Source organism: Pseudomonas sp. R3-18-08 (assembly GCF_003852065.1).
GTDB lineage: Bacteria > Pseudomonadota > Gammaproteobacteria > Pseudomonadales > Pseudomonadaceae > Aquipseudomonas.
The window spans coordinates 2,197,794-2,220,362 of sequence record NZ_CP027729.1; the positions used below are offsets into that span (position 1 = coordinate 2,197,794).

Below are 22,569 nucleotides of genomic sequence, written 5' to 3' on the forward strand. Positions count from 1 at the left end.
AGATGAGTAACGGAACCCTTTTAGTCGCCACCGTCGGGCAGGCGGTGATTCGCAGTGCCGACGATGGCAAGACCTGGCATCGTCTGGGCCTGGGGCAAGACCTGGAATTCGACGCGATCACCCGCTCCTTGAGCGTGCATCCCGACACGCCCGAGCGAATCTATGCCGGCACCGACGTGGGCTTGTGTGTCAGCCACGACACCGGTGGGCACTGGCAGCGCGTCGATTCGCCGTTCAACGGCGAGACGGTGTGGAAGGTCGCGGTGGACCCGCAGGATGCCCAGCGGATCTTTGTCGGTACCGGTGCGCCCTCGCGCGCTGTGCTGTGGCGCACCCTGGACGGCGGCCTGAGCTGGGATCGCGCGCCGGTGGAGATCCCGGAATTCTGCGACGGCGTCAGTCGCCCACGTTTGCTGGCCTTCGCCTACGACCCCACCGACCGCAATCAGGTGTGGTTCGGCCTGGAGGAGGGTGGGCTGTTCCATTCCCGCGACGGTGGCGACAGCTGGACTCGGGTTGATGACCGCCTGCTGTGGGACTTCAACTCGGATATCCACAACATCCTGGTGCTGCCCAACCATGGCGAAAAAGTCATCGTGGTGGTGTGCGTCAACGCGGTCTACCGCAGCCTTGATGAAGGCTTGACCTGGACCGGCATTGTTGGCCGGGAAGCGTTCGGCCTGTACTACATACGCGCCATGAACGCGCCGCCGGGCACCGAGGACACGCTGTACCTGAGCATTTCCGACGGCACTCCCGGCACCACCAGCAAAATCCTGATTTCCCGTAACGCCGCCCTCAGTTGGGAGGTATTGCCGCTGCCGCAGCAACCCAACTCCTGCGTCTGGGCCATTGCCTTCAACCCGGCCAACCCGCGCCAGATCGTGGCGGGCACCAAGTATGGGCACTTGTTCACTTCTGACAATGGCGGGGACGGCTGGCAGAAGCACTGGCGTGAATTCAGTGAGATCGCGGATGTGCTCTGGACGCCTGCCGTGGCGCAGATCAAGGCCGGGCATCAATCCATCGTCAAGAAAAACTGAGGAAATCGGTGATGAAAGTCAAAATCCTTCGGACTCACTTATCGCTATTTGTGAGTGATCCTGATGTGTCGGCGCGCTGGTATGCCGACATCCTGGGCATGCACGAAAGTGCCCGGGGCGAAAGCTGGGTCATGATGGCGTTTGGCACCAAACATCACGACATCGCCTTGATTCGTGCAGAACCGGGCGCCCATCAGGGCGGCCTGGGCCTGCAGCACTACGGATTGGAAATCGAAGGTGACATGACCACCTTGCGCCAGCTCTACGGCATGTTGCTGAAGAAGGGGGTGGAGGTGGTGAAAATTACCGATCATGAAATCGGCAACGGCCTGTATTTCAACGACCCCGATTGCAATCGCATGGAATTCTTTCTCGAGACAGAGCATGACGATGCGTGCGGCAAGGCCCGCTTCAAGGCCGCCCGTGCGCCGAGTCGCAACATCACGCTTGACCCCCTTGACCCCCTTGACCCGATTTGAACCGAGGTTCACCTGATGAAAACCGCGAATTTTGCCAGCTATCACATCCGCAAATGGTACAGCTTCATCGAAGAAACCCTGGCCAACGAAAGTGGCCAACTGGCCGATGGCGAGCCGCTGTTCAAATACGCCGTGGCTGCCGTGATCGCCAACCCTTATGCCGGGCGCTACAGCGAGGACCTCTCGCAATTGACTGAGCCGTCGCCGCTGCTGGGCGAAGAGTTCGGCCGGCGCATCAAGGCATTGGCCGGCGCACATGAAATTGTCAGCTATGGCAAGGCCATCCTGGTGGGCAGCGCGGGAGAATACGAGCACGGCAACGCGTTCCTCACCAACCCGGCCGCCGATCCGATCCGCGTCGCCCTGGGCGGTGGCAAGTCGTGGGTGCCCTCGACCGGCAAACGCGGCGGGCCGGGTTCGACCATCGACGTACCGCTGGCCCACAAAGACGCGCTGTACGTGCGTTCGCATTACGACAGCTTCTCCCTGACGTTCGGTGACGGCCCTTCGGCTGATGAGGTAGTGGTGATTTGGGCGTTCGCCACCCGCGGCCGTTTGCATGCGCGGTTGGGCGGCCTGAAGGCCGAGGATGTAAAAGGTATTGACGGGCTGCACTGATAAAGGCGCAGCATCAAGCAGTATTGGATCAAAACCACAACAAGAAAGCGGTGAATAGCGATGAAGCAGGAGAAGACCCAGGTTGTCATCGTGGGCGGTGGCCCCAATGGCATCACGGCCGCGCACTATATGGGAATGTACGGTATCGACTGCATCGTCCTTGAACTGGCCGACGGCATCCTGCCTTATCCCCGTGCCGTGGGCATGGACGATGAGGCATTGCGTGTGTTGCAGGGCATCGGTATCGCCGAACTGGCGGTACGCGACATGATTTGCGATGTGCCGCTGCGCTACTACAACGCGCGCGGCGTGTGTTTCGCCGAGGTCAAGCCAAGTGCTGCCCACTACGGCTGGCCGATGCGCAATATTTTCATGCAGCAACTGCTCGAAGGCACCTTGCGTGAGCATCTCGGGCAGCGCGCCAGCGTCGAGTTGCGCCAGGGCCACGAACTGCTCGAACTTGCGCAGGACGATCAGGGCGTGACCCTGCAGGTGCGCGGTGCCGACGGCGAGACCTACCAGCTTCAAGCCGACTATGTGATCGGTGCCGACGGCGGTCGCTCCACGGTGCGTAAAAAACTCGGTATCGAACTGCTGGGGCTGACCCATCCACGCAAATGGGTGGTGGTCGATACAGCCAACGACACGCTGGACGCACCCTACACCGCGTTGCATGCCGATCCGCAGCGGCCTTTCGTGTGCATCTATTTGCCGTACCAGCAGCGGCGCTGGGAATTCATGCTGATGGAGGGCGAGGACGAAGCGAAAATGTGCGAAGAGGCAACGATTCGCAAGCTGATCCACGGGCATATCGGCGATGCCGTAAACGACCTCAATGTCATTCGCATTCGTGCCTATACCCACCACTCGCGCGTCGCGGCGCGCTTTGTCGAAGGGCGTGTGGCGCTGGTGGGTGATGCGGCGCATATTTCTCCGCCCTGGGCCGGGCAAGGCCTTAATTCCGGCCTGCGCGATGTGGCCAACGTGGCCTGGAAGCTCGCGGCGATTATCCAGGGGCGTGCGGCGCCCTCGATCCTGGCCAGTTACGACCAGGAACGCCGTGGTCACGCCACTGAACTGGTAGCCCTGGCCGACAATATGGGCGCCGTCCTTGGCTTGACCAACCCGCTGATGGCAGGCGTGCGCGACTGGCTGTTCCAGGCAGTCAACAGCGTCGACAACCTGCGTTCGCACTTGCTGGAGTTCAAGTTCAAACCCAAGGCGACCATCACCAAAGGGCTGGTCTATCACGAGCGGGCCGAATTGCGTGAGGATGATCTAGTCGGGCAACTGTTCATCCAACCGAATATCGAAGATGCGCAAGGTCAGCGCCGGCGCCTGGACGAAGTCCTCGGCAACAGCTATGCCGTGCTGGGTTACCGCGTGAATCCGCGCGAGCACCTCAGCGAACCGATGGCGGATTATTGGGCACGTTGGGGCACCTGTTTCATCCAGGTCAACCGGTCGCGCAGCGGCGTGGGCCGAAACCAGCCGTTGACGGCCAGCGACGCCGTGAGTGTGGAGGACGTGGATAACCGCCTGGGCGAATGGTTCTCCAAGGTGCGTGACTGCATCGTGGTGGTGCGTCCGGACCGATTTGTCGCGGCGATTACCACTCCGGAGCGGCTTGATGGCGTACTGCGCAAACTGGCGGAGCAACTTTCATGAGTGGCGCCAACGCACTGCTCGGCCAACTGTACGAGGCCTGGCGCACCGCCCAGCCCATTGCACCGTTGCCGCCCGAGGCGCTGGACCGGCTGGAAGGCTACGGTCTGCAGCTTCAGGGGCTGGCACGGCGCCAGGCCGGCGGCGAGCGGCTGAGCGGTTGGAAGGTCGCCTTTGCAGGCCGCGCGGCGCAAGCGCGCTTTGGCCTCGACGAGCCGGTGTATGGCGGCCTCACGGCGGTCATGGAGGTCGAGCCGGGCAGCACGGTGTCATTTGAGCGGTTGATTCAGCCCAAGCTTGAGGTCGAACTGGCGTTTGTGTTCGGGCGCACGCTGGTAGCGGGCGACTACGGGGATGAGGAGATTCTGGCGGCCATCGCCGAGGTGGCGCCGGCGTTCGAGATCGCCGACTGTCGCTGGCAGGGCTGGCATTTCGGGCTTGGCGCGTTCCTGGCCGATAACGCCGCCGCGGCACTGTACTGTGTAGGGCAGCCTGTGCCGTTCGATCCTGTCCGGCATGCGTGCGTGGCGTATCACTTGGAGCATGAGGGTGTGTATCTGGGCAGCGGCGATACCCAGGACCGAGAAGACAGCCCCCTGTTCAACCTGTGCTGGCTGGTGCGGCGCTTGCTGGCCGATGGTCATCGCGTAGAGGCCGGGCAGGTGGTGCTTTCCGGTGCGCTACTGGCGCCGATGGATATTCACCCAGGCACTTATCATCTGCACATGCTTGGCACGGAACTGGCTTTGGTTTTCCAGGCGGACGTTGCGCCTGTGTAACGCCAACCGATGTCACGGATGACTGAGCCACCTTCAGGCCAAAAGCAAGAACCCGGCCGCCGAGGAATGACGAATATGCTCGCTGAAGTCCGAACCTTCAATGACTCTCAACAGCACGCCGGCTCGATCCAGGGTTGGCAGCAGGTCTATGACCAGCTCGGTCGCGGCTGCCTGACCAGTGAGCTGCGGCAACTGACCGGTGATCGCTTCCAGATCTTCCAGGAGGTGCTGGACAAGCGGGTGGTGCAGCATGGCCGTTCGCCCCAGGGCCGCTTGTGCGCAGCCATGTCACTGGGCAACCCTCCGGTGGTCCAGGGGCAACGGGTAAGCGCGCAAAGCGTGGTGCTGCTGCGTGATGCCGAAGAGTTCGTGCTGCATGCGCCGCAAGGCACGCATTTTTTTGCATTCAACGTCGATGCCGTGCGTTTCGCCAAACTGGCGGCTTTCGAGTTATCCAATGATCAGCTCAAGCGTTTGACCAGCGTGCCCGCGCTTAACGTGGATGAACCGTCACTGCTGCGCATTCGTCAGCGCATTCACCTATTGTTTCGTCACTTTCTGGAACACGCGGACGCCATCAGCCCGGCGTCGGAAAAAATCCTGGAAGATGAGCTGCTCGGTGCGTTCCTCGATCTGTTCACCCACGCAGGCGACGAAGTGCGTGGCCGGCGTGGCAATTTCGCGGTCAGCGCCTATTTGGTCAGACGCAGCCAGGAATTGATCATTGCTAGTGGCGATACCCCGCTGAGCATCCTGGACCTTTGCGAGCAGTTGCGCGTCAGTCGCAGAACCCTGCAGAACAGTTTTCAGGCAGTGACCGGTATGCGGCCAGTAGAGTACTTGCGCAATTTGCGTCTCAACGCGGTCAGGCGACGCCTGATCGCAACCTGCCCGAGCAAGAAAAACGTCGGTGAAATCGCCGTGGCCATGGGTTTTTTTCACCTGAGCCATTTCGCCACGCATTACCGCGAGCTGTTCGGCGAATCGCCGTCGGAAACGCGCAGGTCACCGCGCTGAATCCGCCAGGCCTGGGTCCACCCGCTTGCCGATGTCCTTGAGCCGCGCCAGTTGGTCGATCATCGAAGGCGCTTCATCCAGGCAACTGACGAAGGTCCACAGGTAGGTCATCACCGCGTAGATATGCCCGGCTTTCACCGCTGGCGCCAAGGCCAGTTGGGTGATCGCGACCACGAACAGCAGCGCCGCCAGAATGCCAATGGACAGGAACGCCACTGCTTCACGGTCCGATAGCCCGATGCGCAGCCGCGACAGCACCTGATAGTGGCGGTGCAAGGTATGCGCCCCGACCGTTTCCACCAGGCCGATTTCCTTTTCCAGCCGATTGTTCAAGCGCTCATGCAAGCGTTGGTTGCGCCGCGCGAAGCCCGGCATGAGCGTGACGCATAGCAGCAACGCCAGCAGACAGGCCAGGCCGACCCAGGGCTCGATCACCAACAGCATGCCCGCCGCCCCGACGATCGACACCAGCGCGGTGGCGATTGTCGGCACGTGCTTTTCAAAAAAGTCGACGAAGTCGCGCGCCAGCACCACCCGCGCCGCCGCCTTGGAGGTGCTGTGGCGTTGCAGGCGCTGGTTGAGAATTACCGGTACCGCAAGGTCGGCGTAGATGCGCGTAAAGGTGCGCGTATCCAGCGCCCGCCGCGCCGCGCCAACCACCCAGAAGCCCAATACCACGGCGGCATACCACAATGCACTGGCGGCATCGCCGCGGATGATCGAGTCCACGGCAAACCCGGCGAACAGCGGGTAGGCCAGCAGCAGCGCATTTTCCAGTGCGACCAACGATAAGGTGCCGAACAATTTACCGGGATAGGCCCTGGCGATGGCCTTGAGGGTCTGGCTGGCAGATTGCTGTCCCAGTTTTTTACTTTCTTCGAGCAGAATCGGCGGTGTTACGGATGCCATGGTGCACCTGTGTCGCGCGTTGCGCGTTGATGAAAGTCGCGGGAGATGCCGAGCCGATGACGCGCTTCGTCGGTCATCAACAACAGATCGATCTGGACTTCTTCGATGATGATTTCCAGGGTGATCAGGATGCAGATGGTCGGCGCTGTCAGCAGCCAGTGATAATAGGATTGGGTTATCAGCGATGCACATACGCCCAACAGCCACAGGGCCAAGACACAAGAAGGCGCGTACTTTTGCAGGGGAATACAGAAGCGCTGCACCTTTTTGAGTTTGAATGTGTAGAGCGTCAGTGACGCTTCCAGTTGTTTAAGGGCGATAGGCATCCGCGCTGAATGCAGTGTCGGCATAACAGTTATCCACGTTGGAACGTTAAACAAGGGTGCCAGGCATTACACGGTGTGGCTGATCGCTGCCCGGCGTTCAAGGCCTGGCAGCGTTTGATTGAGCCAGGCGAGATTGACTGCTTCGACTTCCATCCATTCACCTCTGTTGGGGATTTCTTCGCAACTCATGAATGCGATACAACGTCCTTGTAGGTCCAGTAAGGCAAAGTGGCGATATTTAATTGCTCTTTTGAATAAAGAGATACGGAGACGCATGCCATCACCTTGGTGGGTGTTAATAGAGCAAACTTCGCTTCAAGGTTGTCAGGGTTCGATATTCAAAAGGGTTGCCGTTGGCCAACTGAGTTCAAATAAAGTGCCGCCATTTACAAGTGTTCGACAGGCCACGGCGCCGCCATGGGCCAGCGCGATCGAACGCACCACGGCCAGGCCCAGGCCACTGCCGCCCTGGGCGCGGGAACGCGAACTGTCGCCACGCTGAAACGCATCGAAAATAAGGGCGGCGAACGGCTCGTCGACACCCGGACCCTCATCCGCGACCCTCAGGAAATTGCCGCGCTCGTCACTGCCGAGCTGAACGCTGACGTTGCCCGGCGTGGCATGCCGGCGGATGTTGTCCAGCAGTGCCAGCAAGGCCTGGCGGATGCGGGCGGGATCGCAGTGCACGGGGCCCTTGCGCAGGTCCAGCAGCAGGACGAAACCGGCACTGTTCAGGCTGGGTTCGAACAACCGCGCTTCGGCCTCCAGCGCGTCGGCCAGCTCGACATGCTTGATTTCCAGCTTCAGGTAGCCGTTATCCCCCATGCCCACCACGCGCAGATCTTCAACCAGGCGCGTCAACCCTTCGACCTGGCTGAGGAGACTATAGAACTGCGAAGTGTCAGGCTTGAATACACCCTCGGCCAGGCCTTGCAGACGGCCGCGCAGGATGGTCAGCGGGGTGCGCAGTTCATGGGCAATCGCGGCGTTCCAGAAGGCTTGTTCTTCGGCCATGCGTTTCAATCGGTTCGCCATGCTATTGAAGTCATTCACCAGGCGGGCAGCTTCGCCCGGAGAAACGTCTGGCGCCACTGCCCGTGCATCCAGGTCGCCGTCGGCCAGGCTGCGCAGACTGGCCGCCACCGAGTTCAGCGGCATGAGAATGCGTCGGGACAATTTGACGGCCACCGCCACGCCGACGCCCAGGCTGACGCAGGTAATCAAGCTCATCCAGGCCCATTCTACGCCACTGGGCAACCATTCATCCGCCTCCAGCTCCAGCTGCGTCGGGGGCGACAGGGTCCAAAGCAATGCATAGAACACATAGGTGCCGACGACCGCGAGTGCGATTACACACAGCACCACGGCGGTCATCGACAAGATGATCTGCCGGCTCATGCTGTTGCTGACGTTCATGCCTGGCTCCCGAACCGGTAGCCGACGCCCCGGATGCTGGCCGGCACGCCGCGCATGCCGAGGTCTTCGATCTTGCGGCGCAATTTGCTGATATGGCTGTCGACCGTACGCTCCAGGCTGTCGCTCTCAGGTGAGCAGAGCACCAGCAGTTCGGCGCGGCTGAACACTCGACGCGGCGACTTTGCCAACTGCGCGAGCAACCTGAATTCGGTCACCGTCAGTTGCAACGGCTGTTTTTGCGTGCCGATGCGCACGCTTACCTCATGGTTGTCGATGTCGATCTCGAATGGGCCGACGCGCAGCACACTGTGGCCGCTGCCATGTCCCTGATCGGCGCATCGGCGCAGTACTGCCTGGACCCTGGCGATGACCTCCGCCGGGTTGAAGGGTTTGACGATGTAGTCATCGGCGCCTATGCGCAGCCCCATGAGCTTGTCCATGTCCTGATCCTGGGCCGTCAGCATGATCACCGGCGTGTTGCCGCGATGACGAACTTCCGCCAGCACCATCCAGCCGTCCAGCTTCGGCATCAGCACATCGAGCAGCACCAGATCGGGCTTGAGCGCCTGATGCAGCTCAAGCGCGCGCCGCCCGTCCTGCGCATGCACGGTTTTAAAGCCGGCGCGCTTGAGATAGGCCGCGAGGATATCGGCAATCTCCGGCTCGTCTTCGGCGATCAGGATCAGCGCCTGGTTGGCGCTCGATGCAAGGGATGATTCAGTCATGGTCTGCTCGGTCGATGTGCTATGCCGTGGCTCAATGCTGCAACGGTGCGCAGTTTTTCAGCAACGGATTGGATGATGCCTCATCAGCATGCACGTTCAGCGTAGGGTTTATGGAGAAATGATGGAGACCGAAACTTAATTTCCCGGCGAGGGAAGGGAGGGCGGGGTTTCAGGCGAAGCTGATGCGCTCGTTATAGGCGTTTCGCAGCATTGTGCGTTGGTATTCGCAGGGCGTTGTACTGACCAGTTTCTTGAAGTCGCGCAGGAAGTGCGACTGATCGGAAAAGCCCAGGTCCAGGGCGAGTTCCGAAAACGATACATCGTGCTGGGTATTCAGGGTTTCCAGAGCCGCCTGGCAGCGGATGATCCGGCAGAAGGTCTTGGGTGACAGGCCAGTGTCCTGGCTGAACTGGCGATGAATGCTACGGCTGGTGTAGCCACTGAGGTGTTCAAGCTGTTGGATGCGCAGGTCGCCGCGGTGGGCGAGCGCCTGTTGAATGACCATGGCCGTCAGCTTTGAGGTCCTGCCCATCAAGCGCGGGATCAGGTAGTCGTTGAACAGCTTCATTTGCTCCTGCAACTGCGGGGCCTGGACGATGCTCTCGAAAATGCGCTGGGCAAATGCAGACACTTCCAGCAGGTCCCATTCCTGTTCGGTCAGGTCCTCGGCCAAGACGTTGATGAAACCCGGAATCACCCCCGGCGAAAAGCGCACGCCGAAGTAATGATGACCCTGCAGCAACTGGACCCGCTGCGCCTCCAACGGCGTGCCACAAATCCTCACGCTGGGGCGCGTGGCATCACAGTCGAACACGATGTCCACACAGCCATCCGGGACCGCCAGCAGGTCGGCCGAGTCGGCAACGTCAAAGGCATAGAAATGCGAAATCGCCGGGTGATCGGAAGGCACTACCGAATACCGCGATGAGTTGAGCACGAACCAGGGTTGTTCGTACGCGGTGTGGTGCCGCAGCGTCGGCGCGCACAGGTTGACCATCATAGCACCTTCAAGTGGAGACATCCGGGAATAATCACGCATTTATCGCGCCAGTACGTGCGCGCGGAATGCACCGTGATGTCCGAAATTTACAATACCGCCGAAATTCGCCCGCTGATACTCAAGGCCGATAGCGTGGGAGCAGCGCCTACCGCAGCGATATTACCTCCAGTCCGAGAATAATTATGTCCATTACTAAAAAAATAGACTTCATCTACCTGTCCGAGCAGGACATGATCCGCGCTGGCGTGACCGACATGCTCGCCTGTGTGAACACCATGGAAGAGATGTTCGGCCTGCTGTATAGCGGCGACTATCGCATGGCCGGGCCGAACAATGATTCCCACGGCGCCATTGTGATATTCCCGAAGGATTCGCCGTTCCCGAACATGCCCAAGCCCACCGCTGACCGGCGCATGATGGCGATGCCGGCCTACCTGGGCGGCAATTTCTGCACTGCGGGCGTCAAATGGTACGGCTCCAATATTGCCAACCGCGAAAAAGGCCTGCCCCGCTCGATTCTGATGTTCACCCTCAACGACCCCGACACCGGCGCGCCGCTGGCGCATATGTCCGCCAACCTGCTGTCGGCCTATCGCACCGGCGCGATCCCCGGCGTGGGCGCGCGGCACCTGGCCCGCAAGGATTCAACGGTGGTCGGTCTGCTCGGCCCGGGTGTGATGGGCAAGACCACGCTCGCCGCATTCATCGCCGTTTGCCCGCAAATCGATACGTTAAAGATCAAGGGCCGAGGCGAGAAAAGCCTGAACGATTTTATCGCCTGGGTGAAGGAAACCTACCCCCAGGTAACCACGATTAAAGTGGTCGATAGCCTCGAAGAAGTGGTCCGTGATTCCGACCTTGTTACTTATTGTAGCTCCGGTAAGACGGGCGACCCCTCAATCTACCCAATCGTTAAACGCGAGTGGGTCAAACCGGGGGCCTTCATGGCGATGCCGGCATCCTGCTCCCTGGATGAAGGGATGGAGCGTGCCGACGTGCGCAAGGTGCTGGACAACACCGGCCTCTACGAAGCCTGGTTCGAAGAATTGCCCAAGCCTGCCCACCACTGCGTGCCGGTGATCGGGGTGCGTTTCATGGACATGATCGCCGAAGGCACGATGCAACCCGAACAGCTTGAAGACATCGGCAAGATCATTGCCGGCGATGCCCCAGGGCGCAGGAACGATGAAGAAATCATCATCATGTCGGTCGGCGGCATGCCCGTGGAAGACGTGGCCTGGGGCACCGTGGTGTACCGCAATGCAATCGAAAGAGGCATCGGCGTGAAACTGAATCTGTGGGAAACCCCGGAGCTGCGCTGAGCCATTTCCTATACAACTGAAGAGACCTTCGACATGACAAAAATCATCAAGCTCAAGACCGGTTCCCCGTTTGAAGACCAAGCCAGCTATTCGCGCCTGGTGGTGGTGGACAACTGGATCTATGTTTCCAACACCGCCGGCCGTAACCCTCAAACCAAATTGATCCCGGAAGACGTCCTCGAGCAGGCGCACCAGGTCTTCGCCAACATCGAAACCGCGCTGGCCGCCGTCGATGCCAGCCTGGCCGATGTGGTGTGCTCGCGCGTGTTCATCCAAGACCCCAAGGATGTGCCGGCGGTGATGGCCTTGATCGGCGAGAAGTTTCGCGGCGTCGATCCGGCCAGCACCGTTACGTGCCCGCCGCTGGGCTCGACGGTCTACAAGGTGGAATTGGAAGTGACGGCTTATCGCAACGCTTCCAAGGCGCAAGTCGACGTCATTCGCCTGTCGCAGTAACCCGTTACGTGGCTGTGCGCGTGCGCGGCTGACCTTAATTGCTTATCGAGTCTTGATCATGGCCCCGACGATTGCGCCCGTGGATACGTCCACCGTGTTTCCCACTGCGACCTGCGTCGTCATTATCGGCGGCGGCATCATCGGCTTGACGGCTGCACTGACGCTGGCCGAACGCAATATTCCGGTGGTGGTGCTGGAAAAAGGCCGTATTGCCGGCGAGCAGTCCTCGCGAAACCTGGGCTGGGTGCGCAAGACCAGCCGGCACGCGCACGATATACCGCTGGCACTGGCCGCAGACCGCTTGTGGGCGCAAATGCCCGAGCGGGTGGGCGCGGATGTGGGCTATCGGCAAGAAGGCATCATGTTTGTCGCCCGCAACGACACGCAAATGGCCATGCATGAAGGTTGGCTCAAGTCGGTCGAGCATCTGTCCCTTGATTCTCGATTGCTGAGCAAACGCGAGATCGAACAATTGGTGCCGGGCGGCGAGGGCGACTGGGCCGGCGGGATCTACACGCCGTCCGACGCGCGTGCGGAGCCGACCCTGGCCAGCAGTGCGATTGCCAAGGCGGCCATGGCCCTGGGCGTGGTGATCATCGAGCAATGTGCGGTGCGTACGCTGCAGATGTCTGCCGGCAAAGTCAGTGGCGTGGTTACTGAAAAAGGCGAGATCCGCTGCGATCAGGTATTGCTCGCCGGCGGTATGTGGTCGCGGCGTTTTTTGGGCAACCTCGGTGTGTCCTTGCCGACGCTGGCCTTGACCTGCTCGGTGTTGCGTACCCATCCGATGCAGGGCCCTACTGAAATTGCCGTGGGCGCGCCGGACTTTTCGTTTCGCAAACACAAGGACGGCGGCTTCATCATTACCCAGCGTGGCAAGCTGGACGCCTTCCTGACCCTCGATCACCTGTTGCTTGCCAAGCAATACATGCCGCAATTTCGTGCGCAGCGCAGCGTGTTGAACGTGTCGCTGGGCAAGTATTTTTTCAACGACCTGGCGCTGCCCCGGCGTTGGTCGGCCGACAGCATCAGCCCGTTCGAGCGTGTACGCACGCAAGACCCCGCCGCCAACCCGCGGCTGAACAATGATGCGATGAACAACCTCAAGGCGGCCTGGCCGGTATTCGAGCAAGCCCGGATCGCTCAAGCCTGGGCAGGCACCATCGATGTGACCCCGGATTCCAACCCGGTAATAGGCCCGGTCGCGCAAATTCCCGGCCTGACCGTGGCCACCGGTTTTTCCGGGCACGGCTTTGGTACTTCACCGGCGGCGGGTCACCTGGCGGCGGATATTGTCAGCGGGCACGCGCCCATCATCGATCCCAGCCCTTATCGCTTCGATCGTTTCTAAGTCGATCCAGGCCCTGCACTCACGGAGCAAAATCATGTCCCCAGACAGCCGCTTTTTCACCAATCGCGCCGGCTTGCGTTTGCATTTTTTACGTTGGGGCGACCCGAGCGGCGTGCCGCTGGTGCTGTTGCATGGCTTGCGCGCCTATGCACAGACCTGGGAGTCGTTGGTCGAGGCGTTGGGGGGTGGTTATTGCATCTACGCCCTCGACCAGCGCGGTCGCGGGCTGAGTGACTGGGCCCCGGCCGCGAGCTACCACACGCAGTCTTATGTTGAGGATCTTGAGGACCTGATCGCCCATGTGGATCTGCAGCGTTTTGTCTTGCTGGGGCACTCATTGGGTGGGGCTAACGCTCTCGAGTATGCGCGGCAACATCCGGGTCGTTTGGATGGCTTAATCATCGAGGACATTGGCCCCGGCTCCTCAAGCCAAGGCGATGGCGCTGCGCGTATTCGCCGCGAGATGGGCCAGACGCCGTTGCACTTCGACAGTTGGGAGGCGGCCCGCGCATTCTGGAAGGCTTCACGCCCGGGCTTATCGGAGCAGGGCCTAGCGTCGAGGCTGACATATTCGATGCAAAAGTGTGACGGCGTGATTGCCTGGCGCCATGATCAGCAGGGGATCGCCGAGGCACGGCTGAGTATCGAACCGACGGATTTGTGGCCAGCGGTGCGCGCGCTGGATTGCCCAAGCTTGTTCATTCGCGGCAGCTGCTCGGACTTTCTGCCCCCCACGGCGCTGCAGGCGATGAGGGCCAGCAACTCGCACGTGCGGACGGTGGAGGTCGCCGACGCCAGTCACTATGTTCACGACGATCAAGGTGCTGTATTCAATGCGCTAGTTGCAGACTTTCTTGCAAGCCTTGCGCGCTCCGAATGAAGCCCACTTTGCGCTTGGTTGCTCTGCTGGCCTCGCTGACGGCCTTCGTGCCTTTTTCTATCGATACCTACCTGCCCAGCCTGCCGCGGATTGCTGTTGAACTGTCGAGCAGCACTGCTCACGTGCAATATACGATTAGCATTTTCCTCGCTGGCTTGTGCCTGGGCATGTTGTTTTATGGTCCGCTGTCGGACCGCTATGGGCGGCGCCCGTTGCTGCTGGGAAGCCTGGTGCTGTACGGTCTGGCGACGCTGGGTTGCCTGTTTGCTGCAAACATCGAGCAACTCATCGCCTGGCGCTTTATCCAGGCGCTTGGCGGGGCCGGTGCAATGGTGCTGGCCAGGACTGTGGCCAGAGATCTGTACGGCCTGGCGCAGGCCGCGAAGGTGCTGTCCTGGATGCAAATGCTGACGATGATGGCGACGCTGGTCGCACCAATGGTCGGCACCTGGCTGGTACTGATCGATGGTTGGCGCACCATATTCGCCGTGCTATTCCTACTATGTGGGCTGTGCCTGCTGATGGTCAGCGTGGGCTTAGAAGAGAGCCTGTCGCCGCAGGCTCGAAGCACCTCTGTGAAAGCGGCGTTTGCGGCCTATCCGAGTATTCTCCGTCAACCCCGGGCAGTGGCATTGATCCTATGTATGTCACTGACGTTTGGCGGTGTGTTCGCCTTTATCACCGCTTCGCCCTTTGTGTACGTGGAGTACTTCGGTGTGTCGCCGCGCACGTTCAGTGCGCTGTTTGGCCTAAATATTTTAGGCATCATCATGGTGAGCTTTATCAATGCCCACTGGGTCAATCGCCTGGGGCCACCACGTATGCTGGGGTTTGGCGCAGTTGTGGCGGGTGGAGCGGGGCTAGCGTTAATGGTCGCGGGATACACGCAGTGGGTCGGCCTGACCAGTATCGTGTTGTGCCTAATGCTGTACATGGGTGTCACCGGGTTGCTGGGGGCCAATTGCACGGCAAGCCTGATGAATATGTTCCCGACGCAGGCGGGGGCAAGCGTCGCACTGGGGATCTCAATGCAGTTCGCCTTCGGGGGGCTGGCGAGCCTGTGGGTCAGCCGCATAGCGGACGGCACGCCATGGCCGATGTGCCTGGTGGTGGGCTGTTGCGGGCTTGGCTGCCTTTTGGCATACGGCATTGCGCGGTGCGCGCCGGCGATGCCTGCTGACGCCGCATACCCGTTATCTGATCGTTATTGCCGAGATTGCACGGACGAAACCCGGTGCGTTGCTCATCAACACCGCGCACGTCCCGTTGGTGAATGACAACGCGGTGTCCGACGGCCTTGCAGCTGCCAGCGATTGCGCCTACCACGTAGGGCAGGGCGACGACAAAACCCAGAGCTCCACTGGAGATGCCCAGGCTTTTGATGATTTGCGGGAGCCAGATACCGATACCGACCGAGCCCACGATGCAGCAGAAGTTAATGGCCGCGAGCGTGAATACTTTCGGATTGGTCAGGGCTGCCCGCAACGTGTTGCCATGGGAGGCGCCAATTGCTTTTTGCTCTTCAGACAGGCGATTGTTGAGCCAGGTTTTTTCGCGATCCGATAACCACCGAGCCTTCAAGGGAGTGTCTACCAGCAAAAAGAGGCACGCGATGCCCAGAAGTACAGCGGGCAGCGCTTCGGTAATGAGCAGTAGCTGCCAGTTCTGTAACCCCAAAACGCCGTGTTGTTCGAGCAACCAACCCGACAGCGGTGAACCGACGATGTTCGCCACTGGTATGCCGAGCAGGAATGCGGCGGTCGCCTTGGCGCGCCACTTACCCGGGAACCAGTAGGTGAAGTACAGATAAACCCCTGGGGTGAATCCGGCCTCGGCAACCCCCAGCAGGAAGCGTGCAATGCTGAAGCTGATTGGGCCGGTAGCGAACCGTAGCCATGGAAATGAGGCCCCAGGTAATCATGATGCGAGCAATCCATATCCGCGCGCCAAAGCGTTGCATCAGGAGGTTGCTGGGGATTTCAAAAATGAAATAGCCAAAGAAGAATAGACCGGCGGCCCATCCAAACATCGTTGCGGTCAGCCCTAGATCCTTGTTCATGCTGATCGCCGCGAACCCTACGTTTGTGCGGTCGAGATAGCTGATGACATAGCAGATAAAAATGAACGGAACGACGCGCCACAGGATGCGGCGCATCAGGCGCTCACCCTCGGCGTCATCAAGCGGCGCAGAGTTGCTCTGATTGTCGTAAGTCATGTTGTCACGTCTCTTATAGTTGTTGTGTGAACTGCACTGCGGATTCAGGCATGGGAGTACATCGGCAATCCGGGTGCGGCGGTTTCGACTTGCAGAATGCTCCCGGTTTCGGACTCGACAATGAACAGCGTCTGACCGTCCTCGCCACCAAACGCCAGGTTGGTATTGCTGATGCCCGCGCAAGAAACGATGCGTTGCAGCGGTTCTGCCACTTTCGAAAGTTTCCAGACGGAACCGAAGCCCGTGTGCGCAATGTAGAGATTGCTTTCTGCATCAAGCGCCAGCCCATCGGGGCCGCCGAGGCCTCCGTGCAACTGGGCGAAGCCCCCGACCTTGCCAACGATTGATCCGTTGCCAAGCGGGATACGCCAAATCTGTTGGGCGCGAGTGACTGCAATCAGCAGGTGATTCAGGTTGGGGTCGTAGACGATGCCGTTGGGGCTCGGGACGGTATTGAGCAGGCAAGTCAGGTTGCCATTGATGTCGAGTTTGTAAACCCGACCGCTCGCATCCTGCAGGCCGGTTTGGCCTTGATCGGTGAAGTACAGGTCACCATTCGGCGCGAAGACGAGGTCATTCACGCCCTTGAACCCTTCGGACCCCGCCGACGCCAGAAATGGCTGAATATCGCCGGTTGTCGGATCGAGCACCATGATCCCGTGCTTGTAATCCGTGATGAAGATGCGCCCGTCCTGGTGGATTTTCAGGCCGTTCGGCCACCCGTCATAAGTGCATACCAGTTCCCATTCGCCGAGAGGGGAAACCCTGAAGATGCGCCCGTTGGGGATATCGGTCACATACAGGCGACCTTCTCGATCAAACGACGGCCCTTCCAGAAACGAATCTATTGCTCGACCTTGGCGGTTGGCATTCGCCCAGGCCGAGGGACGTGCGTTGCGAAAGTGGTCCGGCAGACGCGTGAACACGCTGGTCTGGAGGGTCGGTGGGGCGGCAAAAAAACTCATTTTCGCTCCTGGCGGCGGGATGGGCGTGGTCGCCCATGAATTGTTATTAATCTTGTTTAATGCAATGTCGTTTCAAAATAAAACAATTTCTGACGAAAGGCGATCTGTCTATGTCTAAAAAATAGAATTTAGATCAGGTAAATCCACGAGCTTGACGACGAGTTCGCTTTGTGTGCCATATAAAAAGAAATGGCATTTCAAAAAAACAAAAATAATGAGGTCGTCCGTATGCTCCGTTCGTTCCGGAAAAAGGGTTGTCGCCCTGCGTTATCCGCTTGCTTCGCCTCCATCACTTGCGCGCTTTTAGCTGGCCCCGCATGCGCTCAAACCGAGCAGGATAAAGTCACGCTCGCCATCCAGTACGGCTATGCCTACCTCCCGGTCACGGTCGCCGACAAGCTGGGTATGTTCCAGGCCCATGCCAAAGCCCATGGTCAAGCGCAAACCACCTTTGAAATCAAACGCATCAGCGGTTCGCCAGCTATCAATGATGCCTTGCTCAGCGGCAATGTGGACATCGGAGGTTATGGCCTTTCAGGGACTCTGGTGGCTTGGAGCAAGACCCGTACTTCACTGGATGTCCGCGTGCTCTGTGGCCTTGTGGCGGGTGACAACGGTCTTTTCGTCAATGATCCTTCTATCAAGTCCATTGCGGACTTCAAGCCCGACGACAAGATCGCGGTCAGCTCTCCAAGCGGTCAGCAGGCACTGTTGCTGCAAATGGCTGCGGAGCGCCAATTCGGCCCCGATGGGGTGCACCGATTGGACAACCTCATGGTAAGTCTGCCGCATCCCGATGCGACCTCGAGCTTGCTTAATAGAACAGGGGTCAAGGCTTACATCGGGCCAAACCCTTATAGCTATCAGCTTTCCCAGGACCCGCGTGTCAGCAAGCTTTTCGACTTTTCCACCGAACTGAACCTGCAAATGACCAGTGGCGTGCTGACCAGCACCGGGCGTTTCGTCAAGAAAAACCCAGAGCTTAGCGCTGCGGTAGTGGCCGCCATCAGCGAGGCCAACGATTACATCCGTAAAGAGCCGCGTAAGGCCGCAGAACTGTTTTTAGCCAGTGAGTCTTCAAGTCTTTCAGTTGACCAAGTGGAGGCGATGCTGCGTCAAGTGAGTGGCGAGTGGTCGGTGCAACCTCACGGCGTCATGGCGCTGGCAGACTTCATGGTGCGTTCGGGGGCGCTCAAAACCGCTCCAAGTGACTGGCGACAGGTGTTCTTCGCGCCAGTATCCGAAGGGGAGGGTAGCTGATATGGGGGCTCTCTCATCCCTTTCTCGTCCTGAGGTCGCGACCCGCGCGCTGCTCACCGTCGAGAACGTAACGTTGCAGTACAAGACGCGCGAACAGTTGATCACGGCTACTCATGGGGTGTCTTTTAATGTGCAGCGCAATGATCGTTTTGTGCTGCTGGGACCGTCGGGTTGCGGTAAGTCGAGCCTGCTCAAGAGTGTGGGTGGGTTCATCGAGCCCGCCGCCGGGCAGATCTGCCTGGAGGGACAGGTTGTGCGCGAACCCGGTCCGGATCGGATGATGGTGTTTCAAGAGTTCGATCAACTGATGCCATGGAAGACCGTTCTTGACAACATCATGTTCCCGCTTCGGGTATCCGGCCGCTTTCCACGCAATGAGATTGTCGAGCGCGCCACGCGTGCAGCCATAAAGGTGGGGCTTGAAAAATTCAAGGATGCCTACCCGCATCAGCTCTCCGGAGGCATGAAGCAGCGTGTGGCTATTGCCCGAGCCCTGGCGATGGAGCCCGCCGTCTTGTTGATGGACGAGCCGTTTGCAGCGCTTGATGCGCTCACTCGACGGCGCATGCAGGAGGAACTCTTGGCGTTATGGGAGCAGGCGCCCTTCACGCTGATGTTCGTTACCCATTCCATTGACGAGGCCATCGTGCTGGGTTCGCGGATTCTAGTGCTGACCCCGCATCCCGGACAGGTGCGTGCCGAGCTCGACGCAAGTGCATTCGGCTTTGCCGAGCAGGGGTCGCCAGCCTTCGGGGCATTTCAGCAGCGTATCAATCGAATGCTCTTTGGTCACAGCGAGACTGCTCATGAATAAGCAAGTGATTCAAGCACGTCCAGATATCGAGTATGCCCCTGTCAGAACCGGACAGGTCGGTGATATTGCCCGTCGCCTGGGGCTGGTGGAGCGTCTTTACGCCAATGCTGGCGTGCGACGATCACTGGTATTGGTGGTGCTGGCGTTGATTTGGGAGGTCTATGCACGCTACCTGGGTAATTCCCTCATGTTTCCTACATTCAGCGAGACCGCTGTCGCAATGGCGCAGGATTTGGCCAGTGGGGTGTTGCCCTTGGCGGTGGCCAGTTCGCTCAAAGTACTGTTGATCAGCTACGCATTGGCTATTGCGCTGGCTGCTGTGCTCACCACATTGGCGGTCTCGACTCGGCTGGGTACTGACGTGCTGGCGACATTGACGGCCATGTTCAACCCTTTGCCAGCCATCGCCATTCTTCCATTGGCCATGCTGTGGTTTGGCCTGGGGATTCAAAGCTTGATGTTGGTGATCGTCCACTCCGTTCTCTGGGCCGTCTCACTCAATACGTATTCGGGGTTTCAGTCGGTGAGTCAAACGCAGCGCATGGCTGGGCGAAATTACGGTCTGCGTGGTCTGGGCCTTGTCCTCAGGATTCTGATTCCCGCGGCCGTACCTTCAATCCTTGCAGGCTTGAAGATTGGTTGGGCGTTTGCCTGGCGTACGCTGATTGCCGCGGAATTGGTGTTTGGTGTGTCGGGCAATTCAGGCGGGTTGGGCTGGTATGTTTTCCAGCATCGCAATGCATTGGAAACCCCCAACGTATTCGCGGGTTTACTGATGGTGATTGTCATCGGCCTAGTGGTTGAAGGGTTGGTGTTCCGCAGTATCGAAGTCCTCACCGTGCGTCGTTGGGGCATGCAGGGCTAATCAACAATAACGCCATAATAATTAACTCCGGGCGTCCACCAGGCGCTCGTTGGGAGCATTTGCCTTGAAAACCGTAATCACCTTCTCTCGACTGACGGTAGCCTTGTGTTGGGGTCTTGTTGGCGTGCATGCACATGCTGACTTTCTTAGAGATAGTCACGCCGATATGTCAATGCGTAACTTTTACTTCAACAGCGACAACCGGGACGGACCGGCCAAGCCTTCCATGATTGAGGAATGGGCCCAGGGCTTTCTGCTTGACTATCGCTCCGGTTACACACCTGGCGTTGTAGGGTTCGGTGTGGATGCCATGGGTATGCTCGGCATTACATTGGATAGCGGGCGTGGGCGTCATCCGGGCAGTTCGATGATTCCGTCCGATGGCGACGGGGCTGTAAATGAGTGGAGTCGGTTTGGCGCGACGGCCAAGTTGAAAATGAGCGAAACCGAGCTTCGGTATGGTCAGTTGATGCCAAAGATTCCGGTCCTTGTGGCGTCGGACGGCCGTCTGTTGCCGCAAACGTTCCAGGGCGTACAGATACAGTCCAGGGAGCTCAAGGACTTCACATTGATGGGTGGCGCGCTGGATCGTGCAACGGGGCGAGCCCCTACTGACCGCACCGGGCTGGCTGTGAGTGGGGGTACCCAGCAAAGCAACCGTTTTTACTTCGCCGGGGTCGATTATCGCGTTGATAAATCGCTCACGCTCCAGTACTACACCGGGCAGCTCGAGGACTATTACACGCAGAATTTTCTGGGGCTCAACCACAGTTGGAGTCTTGGCGATGTGGGTTCCCTGGCCACTGACCTGCGCTATTTCCGTACTCGCTCCGACGGGGCCAATGGCACCGCTGCCGGCCGCTCTCAAGGCTACGTGACCAGTGGCTACACGGCGGATGGGGACGGCGAGGTTGATAACAGTTTGTGGAGCGCGGCATTCACCTATCGCCTGGGTGGCCACGCTGTAACGCTGGGCTATCAGGATGTATCCGATAACAGCAATTTCGTTCAGATAAACCAGGGTTCCATCGATAAAGGCGCGGGAGGCAGCAGCCTGTATCTGTGGACCGACAAAATGCTGCTCAGTTTTACGCGTGCGGGTGAGCGCACCGGATTTGCGCAATACGCTTACGACTTTGCGGCTGCTGGTGTTCCAGGACTTAAAGCCTCTGTGATGTACCTCAAGGGGGACCATATTCAAACCGGAAGTGGAGCGGAGCAGTCAGAGTGGGAGCGAGACGTGTCGCTGGACTATGTTGTACAGACGGGCACCTTCAAAGGGGTCGGGTTCGCCTGGCGCAACGGTATGGCGCGCAGCGAGGCCGCGCGTAATGGTGATCAGAATCGCCTGATCGTCAACTACACACTGCCGTTATTCTAAACGTCCAGTCCTGGAGTGATCATGCAATCTCCCCATGCACCTGTACGACCGGATTGGCTTGCGCGGGTGCAAGAACCTATCCTCGACCCTGCTCGTTCTATTGTCGATGCGCACCATCATTTGTGGGAACGACCTGGGCAGCGATACTTGGCCGAAGACTATTTGGCCGATGTAACCGGCGGACATCGAGTGGTTGCGTCGGTTTACATTCAGTGTCGTTCGATGCTGTCCGTCGATGACGCTGAACCTGTTCAGACTTTGGGTGAGGTCGAGTACGCCAATGGCGTTGCGGCGCACAGTGCGAGTGGGCTGATGGGGGATTTACGCATGTGTGCAGCCATTGTCGGCGGTGCAAATCTTTTATTGGGTGATGATGTCGCGCCAGTCCTGGAGCTGATGCGGCACAGAGCAGGAAATCGATTCCGGGGTATACGCAATACCACCGCCTGGCATGCTGATCAGCGGCTTGTATCGAACCCGAAACCTGCGCCTCCCGGCTTGCTGCAAGTGCCGGCGTTTCGGCGGGGAGCCGCTCATTTGGCGCGACACGGTCTCAGCCTCGATGTATGGGCTTATCACACTCAGTTGGACGAGGTCGTAGAGTTGGCGAAGGCTTTCCCTGAACTCATCATTGTTGTGGATCACTTGGGCGGGCCGTTGGGCGCGGGCCCCTATGCTGGAAGACGGGATGAGGTCTTTGTTCATTGGGCTTCTATGCTGGTGCGGCTGGCGCGGTATCCGAACATAAGGATGAAACTCGGCGGTCTGGGCATGAGAGTGGCAGGTTTCGATCTGGATGCGCAGCTTGATCCTCCTGGCTCCTCTGAGCTTGCCCAACTCTGGAGACCCTACCTGATGCATGCGATCGAAACGTTCGGTGTCGAGCGCTGCATGTTCGAAAGCAATTTTCCGGTGGATAAAGGGATGTTCAGCTACCTTGTGTTGTGGAATGCCTTTAAGCGAGTGGTTTTCGACTTCACTGACGACCAGAAGGACAGGTTGTTCAGTGGAACGGCTGGCGAGGTGTACCTGGGGGAGGGCAACTGACGGCGGTATTCCAACTAAACGCTCGGTCATGCGTCC

24 protein-coding genes and 1 pseudogene are annotated in these 22,569 nt (G+C 59.3%); 16 read left to right on the forward strand and 9 right to left on the reverse strand.

What is annotated here, in order from left to right; translation table 11 throughout:
• Nucleotides 1-2: 2 nt before the first annotated feature.
• The 6 genes from C4J92_RS10230 (at nucleotide 3) to C4J92_RS10255 (ending at nucleotide 5,601) form a co-directional block, all read left to right on the forward strand.
• Complete coding sequence (locus C4J92_RS10230) at nucleotides 3-1,043, forward strand: YCF48-related protein (RefSeq protein ID WP_124362229.1); 1,041 nt, start codon at nucleotides 3-5, stop codon at nucleotides 1,041-1,043.
• Nucleotides 1,044-1,054: 11 nt separating this feature from the next.
• On the forward strand, nucleotides 1,055-1,522 hold the full coding sequence (locus C4J92_RS10235) for a VOC family protein (RefSeq protein ID WP_124362230.1): 468 nt from the start codon (nucleotides 1,055-1,057) through the stop codon (nucleotides 1,520-1,522).
• 15 nt (nucleotides 1,523-1,537) lie between these two features.
• The gene (locus tag C4J92_RS10240) at nucleotides 1,538-2,140 is read left to right on the forward strand and encodes an amino acid synthesis family protein (protein ID WP_124362231.1); all 603 of its coding nucleotides are present in this window, start codon (nucleotides 1,538-1,540) and stop codon (nucleotides 2,138-2,140) included.
• A gap of 60 nt (nucleotides 2,141-2,200) precedes the next feature.
• A complete protein-coding gene (locus C4J92_RS10245) occupies nucleotides 2,201-3,808 on the forward strand; it encodes a bifunctional 3-(3-hydroxy-phenyl)propionate/3-hydroxycinnamic acid hydroxylase (protein WP_124403729.1) in 1,608 nt (535 codons plus the stop codon).
• Nucleotides 3,805-4,584 carry a 2-keto-4-pentenoate hydratase gene (locus tag C4J92_RS10250; protein WP_124362233.1) on the forward strand — a complete coding sequence of 260 codons (780 nt, stop codon included), beginning with the start codon at nucleotides 3,805-3,807 and terminating at the stop codon, nucleotides 4,582-4,584. The genes C4J92_RS10245 and C4J92_RS10250 overlap by 4 nt, the downstream gene beginning before the upstream one ends.
• Nucleotides 4,585-4,659: 75 nt before the next feature.
• Complete coding sequence (locus C4J92_RS10255) at nucleotides 4,660-5,601, forward strand: helix-turn-helix domain-containing protein (protein ID WP_124362234.1); 942 nt, start codon at nucleotides 4,660-4,662, stop codon at nucleotides 5,599-5,601.
• On the opposite strand, the gene C4J92_RS10260 is transcribed toward C4J92_RS10255, so the two are convergent.
• The 6 genes from C4J92_RS10260 to C4J92_RS10285 all read right to left on the reverse strand — a co-directional run bounded on the left by C4J92_RS10260 (nucleotide 5,590) and on the right by C4J92_RS10285 (nucleotide 9,974).
• Entirely contained in the window at nucleotides 5,590-6,510 is a 921-nt protein-coding gene (locus C4J92_RS10260; RefSeq protein WP_124362235.1) for an ABC transporter six-transmembrane domain-containing protein, read from the reverse strand. The genes C4J92_RS10255 and C4J92_RS10260 overlap by 12 nt on opposite strands.
• Nucleotides 6,498-6,860, reverse strand: a complete 363-nt coding sequence (locus C4J92_RS10265) for a hypothetical protein (protein ID WP_124362236.1) — start codon at nucleotides 6,858-6,860, stop codon at nucleotides 6,498-6,500. Before C4J92_RS10265 ends, C4J92_RS10260 begins: the two co-directional genes overlap by 13 nt.
• 42 nt (nucleotides 6,861-6,902) lie before the next feature.
• Nucleotides 6,903-7,112 (reverse strand): hypothetical protein, encoded by a 210-nt coding sequence (locus C4J92_RS10270; protein WP_124362237.1) that lies wholly within the window; start codon nucleotides 7,110-7,112, stop codon nucleotides 6,903-6,905.
• A gap of 48 nt (nucleotides 7,113-7,160) precedes the next feature.
• Nucleotides 7,161-8,252 (reverse strand): ATP-binding protein, encoded by a 1,092-nt coding sequence (locus C4J92_RS10275; protein WP_124362238.1) that lies wholly within the window; start codon nucleotides 8,250-8,252, stop codon nucleotides 7,161-7,163.
• A complete protein-coding gene (locus C4J92_RS10280; RefSeq protein WP_124362239.1) occupies nucleotides 8,249-8,977 on the reverse strand; it encodes a response regulator in 729 nt (242 codons plus the stop codon). The genes C4J92_RS10275 and C4J92_RS10280 overlap by 4 nt, the downstream gene beginning before the upstream one ends.
• Before the next feature lie 169 nt (nucleotides 8,978-9,146).
• A complete protein-coding gene (locus C4J92_RS10285; RefSeq protein ID WP_124365135.1) occupies nucleotides 9,147-9,974 on the reverse strand; it encodes a helix-turn-helix domain-containing protein in 828 nt (275 codons plus the stop codon).
• 185 nt (nucleotides 9,975-10,159) lie between these two features.
• On the opposite strand from C4J92_RS10285, the gene C4J92_RS10290 reads away from it, so the two are divergent.
• From C4J92_RS10290 to C4J92_RS10310, 5 genes are read left to right on the forward strand one after another with little or no spacing between them, the layout of a single operon-like run.
• Nucleotides 10,160-11,299 (forward strand): tyramine oxidase subunit B, encoded by a 1,140-nt coding sequence (locus C4J92_RS10290; protein WP_124403730.1) that lies wholly within the window; start codon nucleotides 10,160-10,162, stop codon nucleotides 11,297-11,299.
• A gap of 33 nt (nucleotides 11,300-11,332) precedes the next feature.
• Nucleotides 11,333-11,755: a RidA family protein gene (locus tag C4J92_RS10295; protein WP_124362241.1), complete on the forward strand. Its 423-nt coding sequence runs from the start codon at nucleotides 11,333-11,335 to the stop codon at nucleotides 11,753-11,755.
• A gap of 58 nt (nucleotides 11,756-11,813) precedes the next feature.
• A complete protein-coding gene (locus C4J92_RS10300) occupies nucleotides 11,814-13,106 on the forward strand; it encodes an FAD-binding oxidoreductase (protein WP_124362242.1) in 1,293 nt (430 codons plus the stop codon).
• A gap of 34 nt (nucleotides 13,107-13,140) precedes the next feature.
• Nucleotides 13,141-13,986: an alpha/beta fold hydrolase gene (locus C4J92_RS10305; RefSeq protein WP_124362243.1), complete on the forward strand. Its 846-nt coding sequence runs from the start codon at nucleotides 13,141-13,143 to the stop codon at nucleotides 13,984-13,986.
• Nucleotides 13,983-15,263 (forward strand): multidrug effflux MFS transporter, encoded by a 1,281-nt coding sequence (locus C4J92_RS10310; protein WP_124362244.1) that lies wholly within the window; start codon nucleotides 13,983-13,985, stop codon nucleotides 15,261-15,263. Before C4J92_RS10305 ends, C4J92_RS10310 begins: the two co-directional genes overlap by 4 nt.
• Nucleotides 15,264-15,351: 88 nt before the next feature.
• Here C4J92_RS10310 and C4J92_RS27440 read toward each other — a convergent pair.
• The 3 genes and pseudogenes from C4J92_RS27440 to C4J92_RS10320 form a co-directional block, all read right to left on the reverse strand.
• Nucleotides 15,352-15,858 (reverse strand): annotated as a pseudogene (locus C4J92_RS27440) (MFS transporter); the annotation flags it as partial.
• A complete protein-coding gene (locus C4J92_RS27445; RefSeq protein WP_256657470.1) occupies nucleotides 15,764-16,201 on the reverse strand; it encodes an MFS transporter in 438 nt (145 codons plus the stop codon). The gene C4J92_RS27445 and the pseudogene C4J92_RS27440, both read right to left, overlap by 95 nt.
• Nucleotides 16,202-16,245: 44 nt before the next feature.
• Entirely contained in the window at nucleotides 16,246-17,166 is a 921-nt protein-coding gene (locus tag C4J92_RS10320; protein WP_124403731.1) for an SMP-30/gluconolactonase/LRE family protein, read from the reverse strand.
• Between the two features lie 228 nt (nucleotides 17,167-17,394).
• Between C4J92_RS10320 and C4J92_RS10325 the strand changes: the two genes are divergently transcribed.
• The 5 genes from C4J92_RS10325 (at nucleotide 17,395) to C4J92_RS10345 (ending at nucleotide 22,533) form a co-directional block, all read left to right on the forward strand.
• Nucleotides 17,395-18,426, forward strand: a complete 1,032-nt coding sequence (locus tag C4J92_RS10325; RefSeq protein ID WP_164487526.1) for an ABC transporter substrate-binding protein — start codon at nucleotides 17,395-17,397, stop codon at nucleotides 18,424-18,426.
• 1 nt (nucleotide 18,427) lies between these two features.
• Complete coding sequence (locus tag C4J92_RS10330; RefSeq protein WP_124403733.1) at nucleotides 18,428-19,240, forward strand: ABC transporter ATP-binding protein; 813 nt, start codon at nucleotides 18,428-18,430, stop codon at nucleotides 19,238-19,240.
• The gene (locus C4J92_RS10335; RefSeq protein WP_124403734.1) at nucleotides 19,233-20,105 is read left to right on the forward strand and encodes an ABC transporter permease; all 873 of its coding nucleotides are present in this window, start codon (nucleotides 19,233-19,235) and stop codon (nucleotides 20,103-20,105) included. Before C4J92_RS10330 ends, C4J92_RS10335 begins: the two co-directional genes overlap by 8 nt.
• A 91-nt stretch (nucleotides 20,106-20,196) precedes the next feature.
• On the forward strand, nucleotides 20,197-21,486 hold the full coding sequence (locus tag C4J92_RS10340) for an OprD family porin (protein WP_372238389.1): 1,290 nt from the start codon (nucleotides 20,197-20,199) through the stop codon (nucleotides 21,484-21,486).
• Between the two features lie 21 nt (nucleotides 21,487-21,507).
• On the forward strand, nucleotides 21,508-22,533 hold the full coding sequence (locus C4J92_RS10345) for an amidohydrolase (protein WP_124403736.1): 1,026 nt from the start codon (nucleotides 21,508-21,510) through the stop codon (nucleotides 22,531-22,533).
• Nucleotides 22,534-22,569 lie beyond the last annotated feature (36 nt).